General features: G+C 60.1%; 12 protein-coding genes and 1 tRNA gene. 8 read left to right on the forward strand and 5 right to left on the reverse strand.

Annotated elements, in window-relative coordinates; genetic code table 11:
• Nucleotides 1–140 precede the first annotated feature (140 nt).
• Nucleotides 141–1,283, reverse strand: a complete 1,143-nt coding sequence (locus NW814_RS10120) for a type IV pilus twitching motility protein PilT (RefSeq protein WP_414406205.1) — start codon at nt 1,281–1,283, stop codon at nt 141–143.
• Nucleotides 1,284–1,342: 59 nt separating this feature from the next.
• On the reverse strand, nt 1,343–3,418 hold the full coding sequence (locus NW814_RS10125) for a GspE/PulE family protein (RefSeq protein WP_414406206.1): 2,076 nt from the start codon (nt 3,416–3,418) through the stop codon (nt 1,343–1,345).
• 148 nt (nt 3,419–3,566) lie between these two features.
• On the opposite strand from NW814_RS10125, the gene NW814_RS10130 reads away from it, so the two are divergent.
• Complete coding sequence (locus NW814_RS10130) at nt 3,567–4,619, forward strand: dipeptide epimerase (RefSeq protein ID WP_414406207.1); 1,053 nt, start codon at nt 3,567–3,569, stop codon at nt 4,617–4,619.
• Between the two features lie 4 nt (nt 4,620–4,623).
• Entirely contained in the window at nt 4,624–5,670 is a 1,047-nt protein-coding gene (locus tag NW814_RS10135; RefSeq protein ID WP_414406208.1) for a DUF1611 domain-containing protein, read from the forward strand.
• Here NW814_RS10135 and lpxB read toward each other — a convergent pair.
• Complete coding sequence (gene lpxB, locus NW814_RS10140; protein WP_414406209.1) at nt 5,667–6,875, reverse strand: lipid-A-disaccharide synthase; 1,209 nt, start codon at nt 6,873–6,875, stop codon at nt 5,667–5,669. The genes NW814_RS10135 and lpxB overlap by 4 nt on opposite strands.
• Nucleotides 6,872–7,816 carry an acyl-ACP--UDP-N-acetylglucosamine O-acyltransferase gene (gene lpxA / locus NW814_RS10145; protein ID WP_414406210.1) on the reverse strand — a complete coding sequence of 315 codons (945 nt, stop codon included), beginning with the start codon at nt 7,814–7,816 and terminating at the stop codon, nt 6,872–6,874. The genes lpxB and lpxA overlap by 4 nt, the downstream gene beginning before the upstream one ends.
• A gap of 165 nt (nt 7,817–7,981) precedes the next feature.
• Between lpxA and NW814_RS10150 the strand changes: the two genes are divergently transcribed.
• The 4 genes from NW814_RS10150 (at nt 7,982) to NW814_RS10165 (ending at nt 9,549) form a co-directional block, all read left to right on the forward strand.
• Entirely contained in the window at nt 7,982–8,227 is a 246-nt protein-coding gene (locus NW814_RS10150; RefSeq protein ID WP_414406211.1) for a hypothetical protein, read from the forward strand.
• Nucleotides 8,228–8,292: 65 nt separating this feature from the next.
• Nucleotides 8,293–8,874: an SRPBCC family protein gene (locus NW814_RS10155; protein ID WP_414406212.1), complete on the forward strand. Its 582-nt coding sequence runs from the start codon at nt 8,293–8,295 to the stop codon at nt 8,872–8,874.
• 76 nt (nt 8,875–8,950) lie between these two features.
• Nucleotides 8,951–9,394, forward strand: coding sequence for a 2TM domain-containing protein (locus NW814_RS10160; RefSeq protein ID WP_414406213.1), 444 nt, complete (start codon nt 8,951–8,953; stop codon nt 9,392–9,394).
• A gap of 84 nt (nt 9,395–9,478) precedes the next feature.
• Nucleotides 9,479–9,549: transfer RNA gene (locus NW814_RS10165), tRNA-Gly, on the forward strand.
• A gap of 71 nt (nt 9,550–9,620) precedes the next feature.
• Here NW814_RS10165 and hisN read toward each other — a convergent pair.
• Nucleotides 9,621–10,472 (reverse strand): histidinol-phosphatase, encoded by an 852-nt coding sequence (gene hisN, locus NW814_RS10170; RefSeq protein WP_414406214.1) that lies wholly within the window; start codon nt 10,470–10,472, stop codon nt 9,621–9,623.
• A 76-nt stretch (nt 10,473–10,548) separates the two neighbouring features.
• Between hisN and NW814_RS10175 the strand changes: the two genes are divergently transcribed.
• Together NW814_RS10175 and NW814_RS10180 are read left to right on the forward strand one after the other, a co-directional pair.
• Complete coding sequence (locus tag NW814_RS10175) at nt 10,549–11,088, forward strand: biotin transporter BioY (protein ID WP_414406215.1); 540 nt, start codon at nt 10,549–10,551, stop codon at nt 11,086–11,088.
• Between the two features lie 117 nt (nt 11,089–11,205).
• Nucleotides 11,206–12,148: transposase (locus tag NW814_RS10180; protein ID WP_414406216.1), on the forward strand; the 943-nt coding region annotated here is incomplete at its 3' end.

Genomic DNA, 12,148 nt, shown 5'->3' on the forward strand with positions numbered 1-12,148 from the left:
ATGCTTTCTAAAACTCCGGAGTGGGATCCCTTGGCTTAGTTTTGCAACCTCAGCCAAACCGCCACTCTCCCCCAGCTAGAGCTTAGCTACAGATGAGACCGGCGGCCAAAGGCTGGCGGGGAACTTCCAGGCAGGGATCTCTAGCGACGGACAGTAACCGCTGCTGGCCGCTGCTGCTGAACTGCCGCGGCTGGGGAAGGCCCGGCAACGTTGCCCAAAAGCCGCTGCAACTCCTCAGGACGAGAGGTCTTGGACATGGCCGTCTCGAAGTCAATCTTGCCCTGCAGGTAGAGGTTGGCCAGATCCTGCTCCAGGGTTTTCATGCCCTGCTTGCCGCCCGTCTGGATGGCCGAGTAGATCTGCGCGGTCTTGCCCTCCCGAATGAGGTTGGCGATGGCTGGGGTGACCACCATGATCTCCTGCACCAGCACCCGGCCTGGCTCCCCTGGCTTGGGGTTGAGGCGGCGGGCCAAAGTTTGCGAGAAGACGGCCTTGAGAGAGTTAGAAAGCTGCACGCGAATCTGCTGCTGTTGCTCCGGCGGGAACACGTCCACCAGGCGATCCACCGTCTGGGCAGCCGAGCTGGTGTGCACCGTGGCAAAGCAGAGGTGGCCGGTTTCGGCGGCGGTGATGGCCAACTGGATGGTCTCCAGATCCCGCATCTCCCCAATCAAAATCACATCCGGATCTTCCCGCATCGCTGCCCGCAGGGCATTGGCAAAGCTCTTGGTGTCTTCGCCCAACTGCCGCTGGTGGATGATGCTGCGGATGGGGGTGTAGATATACTCAATGGGATCTTCAATGGTGAGGATGTGCTCAGCTCGCTCGCGGTTGATGAAGTCGATGATAGCGGCCAAAGTGGTGGATTTGCCGGATCCCGTTGGTCCCGTTACCAGCACCAGGCCCCGCGGCAGTCGCGCAACTTCCTTGCAGATGTCGGGCAGGCCCAGCTTTTCGATGCTGGGGATTTCCGAGGCCAGAGCTCGCATGGCGCAGGCATAGGCGCCGCGTTCGCGATAGACGTTGACCCGGAAGCGCCCGATCCCGCGCACGCCGTAAGAGCAGTCCAACTCCCAGTTCTGCTCCAATTGTTTTCGCTGGGTGTTGTTCAACATGCTGAAAATGAGCCGCTGCACCTCCTCAGGGGTAAGAGGATCGTGCTCCGTCGGCTCTAGGCGGCCATTGATGCGGAAGTAGGGAGGCAAGCCGGCTGAGATGTGGATATCGGAACCGCCCCTCCGGATGATTTCTTCCATCAGGTCTTCGATCATCAGTTGTTTCATAGGACTTCCCTCTCCAATCAATGGCGTGAGTTGCTCCGGTGAAGCTGACAAGAGTCAAACTAAAACTTCGGCGTCAAGCAGTACGGACAATCCATCCACTCCACTCGCAGGGCAGCACCGCAGTTGCGGCAGGTGCTAAGGGCCTTGGCACGAGCCTTCAGCTCGGTCTCCAAGCCTTTGTCGGTGAGGATGACTCGATCCACCTCCTCCAGCGTGGTTAGCCCCTGCTTCACCAGCATCAGGCTATAGGCCAATAGGGTCTTCATGCCGCTTTCAACTGCCGCCTCCCTGAGCACCTCGGTGGGAGCCCCCTTGTTGATCAAGTCGGCCAAGCGGTCGTTCATGCGCATGAACTCGTACACCCCCACCCGGCCTTTGTAGCCCACGCCCCCGCAGTTCTCACAGATGGGTTTGCCGGTGGCCTTGCGCTGTTCTATCTCTTTGGGGGAGAGCTGGTTGGCTTTGTAGAAGGTCAGCTGTTCGTTGTCGCCGCTGAGGCTAAGGCCATAGCGGGCCAGTTCCTCGGGGGTAGGGTGGTACGGGATCCGACACTCAGGACATACCCGCCGCAGCAGGCGCTGGGCCAGCACCCCCAGTAGGGAACTGGAGATCATAAACGGCTCGATCCCCATCTCCGTCAGGCGGGCGATGGCACTGGGGGCATCGTTGGTGTGCAGGGTAGTCAACACCAGGTGACCGGTGAGGGAGGCTTCGATGGCGGTTTTGGCTGTCTCGTGGTCGCGGGTTTCCCCCACCAGGATGACATCCGGGTCTTGCCGCAGAAAAGCGCGCAGGATCATGGCAAAGTCCATGCCCTTCTCCCGGAGAACCTGTACCTGGGTGATCCCCGGCAGAGAGTACTCGATGGGATCCTCAGCGGTGCTGATGTTGATGCCTGGATCATTTAGCTCCGCCAGGGCCGAGTAGAGGGTGGTGGTTTTCCCGGATCCAGTGGGCCCGGTTACCAGGATTAGACCAAAGGGTCTCCTCACAACCTCCTTGAAGCTGGCAAGGGTCTCTGGGTCGGTGATCAGCTTATCCAAGCCCAGTTGCGTGGCGGAGTTATCCAGGATGCGCAGGACAATCTTTTCCCCGTAGCGGGAGGGCAGGGTGCTAACGCGAAAGTCCACCTTGCGTCCCTTGAACATCCGCCGAATGCGCCCGTCCTGAGGCAAGCGCCGCTCGGCAATGTTCAGGTTAGCCATGATCTTGAACCGAGCGGTAAGAGCAGGAATGATCTTTTTGGGGAAGTTCTCAAAAGCCTGCCGCAGCACCCCGTCCTTGCGGAAGCGAATGCGCAGGTTTTCTTCTTGCGGCTCGATGTGGATGTCAGATGCCCGTTCCTGCAGGGCCTTGATCAGGATTTGGTTGGCCAATTTGATGATCGGGGCATCGTCTGCCGATTTGAGTTGCTCCTCCAGGGATCCCTCGCCAACCTCCTCGTCGACGGCAGTACCCTCGATGCTGTCCAGATCAAGCTCAGCCGGGTTGACCACCACCTCTTCTTCCTCTTGGGGGGCAACTTGGCTGGCGACATCTGTGTCGTTGATCCCCTTGACAGCCAGCAGTTCCGCCTGCGCATCCATGTAGCGGTTGATCAGGGTCTCGAAGTCCTGCTGGGTGAAGACCCGCCGCTGCAGCTTTAGCCCTTGGATGCGGAAGCGCCGCTGAATGTCGTCTAGCGCCTGCAGGTTGTCCGGCTTGACCATTGCCACCACGACCTGGCTGTCTTGGCGGCGAATGGGCAAGAACTTATAGCGGTTGCAGATATCAAGGGGCAAGAGCGACTCAATGAGCTCGCTCATCTCCGCGAGATCCACCGGCTCCAGGTCGGTGTCGAGAGAGGGGATCCCGTAGATAACTTTGAGCTCAAAAAGCTGCTGTCGCTTGTAGGCCCGCTCCAGGTCAGGTGTGAGCTCCTTGCCTACAATGTTCTTGACCGCCAGAGCCAAAACTTTGCTGCCGCCCTCTCGATCCGCTTTGAGGGCATTTTGAATGTCTTGGATTTGCTTATCGTCGGCAAAGCCCAGCTCTTTTAGCTTGCGTCCAAAGGGGGTGATGCTGGCATTGGCAATCGCTAAGGCTTTGCTCCCGCTGCTGCGACGGGAGGTCAAGGGGGGAGGAAGATCGCTCATAAGCAGTAGCTGGGGCACGCACGATGTGTCCATATTGACTGTAGTTGACCCCCCAGGTCAACGGTAGGGGCAGGAGACCTCACTGGCCCGACTCTGCAACCTGATGGAAATCTAGAAGGGAGAAAGTCGACCCACCTTTAGACTGCTCATGCGGCTTTACGTTGAGCCCTTCACGGTTCACAAGCGCTATGCCCTCACCCTTAGCCGCGGCACCTATACAGAGGCCACCTTGGCCTGGGTGCGCGTTGAAGAGGAGGGGATCGAGGGCTGGGGAGAGGCTTGCCCCTTCTCGGTGAGCGAGGACTGCCACCAGACTTTGGAGGACATCTTGGCGGGTTTGGAGGTGGCTAAAGGGATCCTACGCCGCTATTCCCCCTGGGAGCGGCAGGCCGTCGAGGCGGAACTGCTGCAGGCCGGGATCCCCTCGGCAGTGCGGGCGGCAGTGGACATAGCCCTGCACGACTGGATGGGCAAGCGATTGGGGAGGCCCCTCTGGCAGCTGTGGGGCCTAGATCGCTCCCGCATTCCGCCCACGACCCTAACCATCGGCCTCTCCACCCCTCAGGAGGCGCGCCAGCGGGCTCTGGCTTGGATGGAACAGATCCAACAGGCGCGGGCCTTTAAGATCAAGCTGGGCAGCGAACTGGGCCTAATGGCCGATCAAAACCAGCTCATTGCCGTGCAGGAGGTGATCCCGCTGGGATCCCTGATTACGGTGGATGCCAATGGGGCTTGGACACTGGAGCAAAGCCTGAGCATGAGCAATTGGCTGGCGGGGCAGGGGGTGAGCTACTTGGAGCAGCCCCTGGAGAGGGGCCAGGAGGCGAAGCTAATCACCCTGTGGCACGAGTCGAAGCTGCCCATCTTTGTGGATGAGAGTTGTTTTGACAGCCGCGACATTCCTGCCCTGGCGGATCGGGTTCATGGCATCAACATTAAGCTCATGAAGTGTGGCGGCCTTAGCGAAGCCTGGCGCATGATCCACACAGCCAAAGCCCATGGGCTACAGGTGATGCTGGGCTGCTACAGCAACACCGCTTTGGGCAACACGGCAGCGGCCCACTTGGCGCCGCTAGCGGACTACGTGGACTTAGACAGCCACCTCAATCTCGTCGACGATCCCTTCTCCGGGGCTTCGGTGCAGGAGGGCTGTCTCATCCCCACCGACCGACCCGGCCTAGGGGTGGAGTTGCGGGAGTAGGACCATGCTCTCCAGTCAAACTCGGGTGGCCATCCTGCTCCACGGCGGCCTGTTGGGGGAGCACGGCAAAACAGGGCTGGGGCTATTGCGCTATGGGCCTTTTCCAGTGGTGGCCGTCATCGATCGGGAGCAGGCGGGGAGATCCCTGGCCCAACTCACGGGCATTGCCAAAGACATTCCCATCGTAGCCTCGGTGCAAGAGGCGCTGGTTTACGGCCCCGAGGTGTTGGTGATTGGGATCGCTCCTTCCGGCGGCCAGCTGCCCCCGGAGTGGCGGGAGGAGCTGTGCCAAGCCCTGCAAGCCGGCTTGTCTTTAGCAAACGGGCTGCACACCCCCCTAGCGGAAGATGCCCAGTTGCGGCAGTGGCTGCAGCCGGGAGCTTGGATCTGGGACATTCGCCGCGAACCTCCTGGTCTGGGAGTAGGGAGGGGCCTAGCTCGCTCTCTCCCCTGCCGGCGGGTACTGACGGTGGGCACCGACATGGCCGTCGGCAAAATGTCCACCAGCCTGGAACTGCACCGGGCCAGCCTGAAACGCGGCCTGCGTTCTCGTTTCTTGGCCACCGGCCAGACGGGGATCCTCATCAGCGGCGAGGGGGTGCCTCTGGATGCAGTGCGGGTGGACTATGCCAGCGGCGCTGTGGAGCAACTGGTGCTGCGCTATGGCTTCGACCACGACATTCTGCACATTGAAGGTCAGGGATCCCTGCTCAACCCCGCTTCCACCGCCACCCTGCCTCTGCTAAGGGGATCCCAGCCCACCCATCTCATCTTGGTGCATCGAGCTGGGCAGACCCACATCAAAGGGATGAACGATGTGCCCATTCCTCCCTTGCCTAAGGTGATCGAGCTGTACGAACAAGTGGCTGCAGCTGCTGGCGCCTTTGCCCCCGCACCGGTGGTGGGGGTAGCCCTCAATACCTTTGGCTGGGAAGAGGAAGCGGCCCTGGCCCAGATCCGCCAGGTGGAAACAGAGACGGGCCGGCCCTGTACCGATGTGGTGCGCTTTGGGGCCGATCCTTTGTTGGACGCCATTCTCTCAGCAGGCTAGCCTAGAGCGCTCGGAGCCTGAGCTTCCTTGGAGCTGGTCTCGCTGTCGAGCACCTCCAAAATAGCCTTGGCCGCACGGGCCAGAACTCCCGGCTCCCCCAGAGCTGCCCGCATGGCGGCGTAGTCAGCCTGCAGTTGGGCGCGGCGCTCGGGCCGGGTCAGCAGCTCCAGCGCCAGTTGGGCAATCCGTTCCGGCTGGGCCTCCTCCTGGAGCAGCTCCGGCACAATGGGACGCATAAGCACCAAATTGGGGGGAGCCATAAAGGGCACCGACACCTTTAGCCAATGGCGGGCTAGCCAAAAGGTGAGCGGGCTGAGGCGGTAGACCACCACTTGCGGGATCCCCAAGATGGCTGCCTCCAGGTTGACGGTGCCCGACTTGGCCAACACCAGGTCAGCAGCCGCCAAAAGCAGGTGATGGGCCTTTGGAGGGGAAGGGCGAGGCAGGAAAAGGGTGAGATCGTCCAGCCCATAGCGGCGGGCGGCTCGGGCAATTGGGGCAGCAAAATGGGGCGAGGCCAGCGGCGCCCAAAACTGCACCTGGGGCAGACGAGCCCGCAGCAGCCGCGCTGCCTGAAGCAGGACAGGCAAAACTGAGCGCAACTCCTGACGGCGGGAGGCGGGCAGCAGCGCCACCACCGTTGCCTCCTCCGGGATCCCCAACTCCGCCCTGGCCTGCGCACGACCGGGGACACTCGCCAAAATATCCAGCAGGGGGTGGCCGACATAGCAAACCCGGGCACCTGCTGCGGCGTAGTAGCGGGCCTCTTCGGGGAAAATGGCCACCATCAGTTGCATTTGCTGGGCTAGGCGGTAGGTGAGGCGGCTGCTGGGCGACCACACCCATTCCTGGGGGGCAATGTAGTAGACGGCAGGGATGCGCCGCCGCTGCAACAGGGAAGCCACGCGGCTGTTGACGCCGATGTAGTCTACCAGGATGGCTAGATCTGGTGGATCTTGCTCTAGGAAGCGGCGGATCTTCCACTCCGCCCACAGCGCAGGGAGGACGAAGGGAAGGGCCTCCAGAATACCGATGGAGCCAATTTCAGTTGTGCGGTGCAGCAGCCGGGCTCCAGCAGCAACCATCTCCTCTCCCCCAACTGCCGTGATGCGCAGGTGCGGACGCTGGCGCAGCAGCTCGCGGATGAGATGGCCAGCCTGCAGATCCCCGGAGACTTCGCCGGTGCAGACAAACAGGTGGCTCACAGGTTGTCCCCGTCCTCAGCATCCTCTTTGCTGCGACGCAAGGCAGGCAGAGGACCACGCCGTTGCGGCTGGGAAAGGGAATCTTCCAAAAATTGCAGCAGGTGTAGCAGGGATCCCGTCTCGTCCACCAGCTCTTTCCCCTCTAGGGAGAGGATGCTCTGCCCGTTCTCGGTTCGCAGGCTCTCCCGCAGCGTTTGCAGCGCCTTTTCCAAGGGCAATCCAGAGCGGTAGAGCAGCCGGTAGGCCTGGCGCAAGGCCGGCAGGGATCCCTCCATCCCCTTGGCCCGCCGCAGCCCCACCAAGTTGAGGCCACGGATGCGGGCTGGATGCCCCTCCACCAGCAGGTAGGGTGGAACATCGCGATCCACCCGACTCATCGCCCCCACCATAGCCAGGCGCCCTACCCGGGTAAACTGGTGGATCCCGACCATGCCGCCGATGCGCGCCTGGGACTCGATGTGAATGTGGCCAGCCAGGGAAACCGCGTTGGTGATCACCACTTGGTTTTCGATAACGCAGTTGTGGGCGACATGGACATAGGCCATCAATAGGTTGTAGTCGCCAATTATCGTCGCCTCCCCCTCGTTGGTGGCTCGGTTAATGGTGACAAACTCCCGAATGAGATTGCCCCTGCCAATGACCAGCTGCGAGGGTGCGCCGTTGTACTTTAGGTCTTGTGGCTCTGCGCCCAGCACCGCTCCTGGAAAAATCTGGTTGTCCTCACCAATCTCGGTCCAGCCCTCGATCACCACATGGGCCCCCACCACGGTGTTGGCACCAATGCGCACATGTTCGCCAATAACGGCATAGGGGCCCACCTGCACCGTCTCGTGCAACTCAGCCTTGGGATGGATCACCGCAGTGGGGTGAATCCGCTGCCGTGAGCAGTGCGGCACACTTGCGAAGTCGGGAGGGGATCCTGCTGAAGCCAACACACTCATCTCCAACTAGCCAGCAACTGGAGCAACGCTCCCAACTCGTTCTTCTCCCCAGCTCACTCAGGCTGCTTGCAGGCGCTGCATGGCTCGATTGTACTCTTGATTGGGAAAACAAGGACGGCTCGGCTGATCCTCAGAGGCCAAAACTGAGCTAGGGGGGAAAGCACGATGGTACTGGAGACACTGCCGCTGGTTGCCGCTGTAGCCATCGCCATTTTTATGCTGGTCTTCTGGGTGCGGGTAGTTCGAGAGGTCATCTGGACAGCGGTGGGGATCGCGATCCTCCTAGCCGTTTTGTACGTGGTCTTTAGAATCGGCCCGCAGCAGGTGCTCCAGGAGCTGCGAGATCCCTTTGCCCTCCTCGACCAAGTTTGGCAGGTAATCCTGAGTTGGTTCCAGGCTCTTCTCTCCTAGGATCGTTATCCCTTATACAATGCTCCAGGGGAGCTCAGCCTGTTGAGGGGCTGGCAGCTTCTGCCTTGGCTTTCAACCCTTTCCTTGCCATGCCTTTTGACCAGGATCCACAAGGTCACTTAGAAGCTCTTGCTCTCCTTAGCGGGAGGGAGTTCTCAGACATCCAGGTAGAGGTAGAAGACTTGGGGGAGCGCCGCCGCCAAGTGCAAGGCCGCATCTTGATCCCGGTAGAGCGCCGGCAGGTCTGGCAGGTTTTAACCGATTACGACCATCTGGCGGAGTTTATTCCTAACTTGGTGGAAAGTCGCCTCCTCGGCAGCCAGAATGGCCGCAAACTGGTGCGTCAAGTGGGATCCCAGCAAGTTCTGTTTGCCCGGTTTTCTGCAGCGGTGGTGCTGGCTATCGAGGAAGTGTTTCCCCACCAACTGCGCTTTCAAGAAGTAGAAGGGGATTTCCTCATCTTCGAGGGGTTTTGGGAGCTAGCCGACTGGCTAGAGCAGCAGACCCTGCTCACCTACCACCTGCAGGTGCAACCGCCGCGCCGCATGCCGGTTGGCCTAGTAGAACGGCGCATCCGCCGCGATCTCGCCCTCAACCTGCAGGCTATTCGGGAGCGCTGCCTAAGTCTAGGGGGATCCTCTCCCTAGTTACCCTTGGCTGGGATCGGGGAGCTGCCAAGTCTGGCTGCCCTAAACTAAGGATCGTCAGGTTTCCTCTCGCCAAATGTCCAGATCCCGCTACAGCCAAGAGGACGTGCAGCAGATCCTGCAGCGGGCCATCGCTCGCCAGCCGCGCCTTGGTGAGTTTACCCGCTCGCAACTGGAGGAGATGGCTGCCGAACTGGGGATCTCTCCCCAAGAGCTGGAGGAGGCCGAGCGGGAATGGAGAGCCTGGCAGCAACTAACCAACCAACGGCGTGAGTTTCAACGCTACCGCCGGCGGCAGTTTTACCAATTGCTGGGGCGGTATGCCATTGTCAACAGCTTCCTAGTAGGCTTGGATTGGCTCTCCGGCGGAGGGCTGTCTTGGTCGCTGTTTATACTGATGGGCTGGGGCCTGGCCGTCGCCCTCAAGGGCTGGAGCACCTACCAGACGGAAGGGGAACGCTACGAAAAAGAGTTTCGGCAGTGGCAGAAAAAACGCCAAAAGCAGCTCCAGCGTCGATGAGACACCCCTTGTCTTTGAAGGGAAGCCTCTTGAGGGGGTACCCTCGCCAGGTGCTATTATTACTGGGCGGAAGCAAACGCCTGTGCGGGCGTAGTTTAATGGTAAAACCGCAGTCTTCCAAACTGCTGTTGACGGTTCGATTCCGTTCGCCCGCTTGCACTCTTTCTAGCTTTTAGAGATCCGGACTGCGACCCGGCCCCTAGGTTGGGGAGGCCTGACTGAGGGCTTAGCTAAGGGAGGGGTGAGGTTCGCCTCTCTCTTGAATAGCAGCCAAGGCCTGTCGATGGAGCGTCGGGTTGGCTGCCGCCAACACTTCTCCTCTAGAAGTGCGGGTTAAGGGATCCCCCGACCAATCGGTAATCACGCCGCCGGATCCCTCGATCACGGGCACGAGAGCAGCAAAGTCGTAGAGGGCGAGGCCGCACTCCATCACCAGATCGATGTAGCCGCTGGCCAAGAGGCCGTACTGGTAGCCGTCGCCGCCATAGGAGGTGATGTGAACCAAACGGCTGAGCTGCTGAAAGCGCTGCTGCTGGTCTGGCTGAGCAAATAAATCAGGAGTGGTACAGCTCAAAGAGGCGCGGCTGAGGTCGGTGGTGGCTTTGCTGCGGCTGAGCTGTTGGGTGGAAGGGGTTATCCAGCGGGTTGGTTGTCCCTGCACCCCCACCCAGCGCTCGCGCAACACCGGCTGATCGATGATGCCCAAGATGGGGCGATCCTCTTCCAAAAGGGCGATCAAGGTGGCGAAGGTGGGCTTGCCGGTGGAAAAGGCGATGGTGCCATCCAAGGGATCCAAAACCCAGGTATAGGGGGATCCGGTCTGGTGGAAGCCAAACTCCTCGCCAAGGACGTTGTGCTCCGGCACGTGGGCGGCCAGCAACGCCCGCATTGCCCGTTCTGCTTCCCGGTCGGCTATCGTTACGATAGGGGATCTAGCCTCTTTGTACTCGGCCTGCAGCTCCCCGCGAAACAGAGGCCGGATCACCGCTCCGGCTGCGTCGGCTAGAGCCTGGGCCAAGGCAATCCACTCTGGCTTAACCACTCTCTTGCCTACCTCGTCGGTGTTCTCTCCTAGCATAGGGAAAGATTTTCCCTCGGCTATGCGTGCTGGCCGACTGTTAACCCCTCTGGAATGGCTCTGGACCGCAATTGGAGTGATCTTGACCATTTTGGGCACCCTAACCCAGGTGAGCTTGCCGCCTCAGTGGCCAGGGGTGGGAGGATATAGCTTTTCCCTGCAAATCGGCGGCATGCTGCTAACGGCCTGTCTGGCGGGACCGGTGGCGGCAGTGTGCGCCCAGCTTGTCTATCTAGGCTTGGGATTGGCAGGGCTGCAGGTGTTTGCCCAGGGAGGGGGGTGGCAGTACCTGTACCAGCCCGCCTTTGGCTATTTGCTCGGGTTTTTGCCTGCGGCCTGGGCCTGCGGGACGATGGCCTTTCGACAAAGGGATCCCTACGTGCTGCCCAGCATCTCTGCGCCGGTGCGTCTACAGGATTTGGCCGCCGCCAGTTTGGTGGCCCTGGCCCTGGTTCACCTGACCGGGATCATCTATCTCTTGGCTACCCAGCCTTGGGATAGAGAGTTGCTGAAGTTGCTTCGGCTCTACTCCGGCTATACCCTGCCAGGACAGCTTATCGTGGTTAGCTTCGCTGCCGTCATAGCCCTGCTCCTGCGGCGCCTGCTGCTGCTTTAGCGCAAAGACTCTCTATGGCTGGGACGGGAAAAGGGTAGTCCAAAGGCAAGCTGGCTGCAGGGAGGGGGCAAGGGGTTTCATCAGGTTTCTGCAAAGGCTTTGTAGGGAGACGAAAAGATGCAGCGCGCTGCTCTGACTCTTGCGGCCATGGGCCTTTTGGCTACGGCGTTGACCAAGAAAACTGGGTTTCAAGCCCTGCCCTTGAGGGCGGCTTTTTGTGTGATGCTCTGGATAGCAGAAGGACAACTTTGCATGTACTTTGTCCGCAAGCTCAAGCTGGGAGTTTCAGACCAACTGCAACTTTTGAGCAGGGCAGCAGGCGAGCTGTACTCCCAGACACTCGTCAGTTTTTGGCGGGTTGTCCGCAAGAAAGGTCTTTGGTTGAAACCTGCCACACTCATGCGTTGGTTTCCCAGTGATCCTGAAAACAGACTTCATGCCCACAGTGCGGATGCTGTTGTCCAAAGTTTCTTTGCCTCCCTAAAGTCGTGGCGAGAACGCCGCAAAACTGATCCCAATGCTCGTCCACCTCGACGCCGACGGTACTATTACAAAATCCAGTGGAAGTCCTCAGCCATCAAGGTTGTAGATGGAAAGTTGCGGTTGTCGAACGGGAGGGGTAAAGAGCCGTTGGTGATCCCTTGGGCTTGGGATACGCCTGTCTGGGTAGAAATCGGCTGGGACGGCAAGCAGTATGAGTTGCGGGCTTGCTACAAATTGAGTGATGCGCGGCCCAAAGAAGAGAGGGAAAAAGGCGGTGTTGCCGGTGTGGATCTGGGTGAGGTTCACCTGGCCGTTGCCCATGATGGGGAGAATACCTACATCGCCAATGGCAGGCTGCTGCGTTCCAAGCGCCGCTACCAGAACAAGCTGAAGGCCAAGTTATCGAGACTGATTGATAGAAAGAAGCGTGGTTCTCGGCGCTACCGGCGGCTAATTCGTTCCAAACGGAAGCAGTTGGCCAGGTTGAATAGGCAAATCCAAGATATTCTGCACAAGCAAACTACAAGACTTGTCTCGACGCTGTATGCAAGGGGCGTCCAGACCGTTGTCATTGGGG

It is taken from the genome of Synechococcus sp. R65.1, assembly GCF_047461755.1.
Taxonomy (GTDB): domain Bacteria; phylum Cyanobacteriota; class Cyanobacteriia; order Thermostichales; family Thermostichaceae; genus Thermostichus.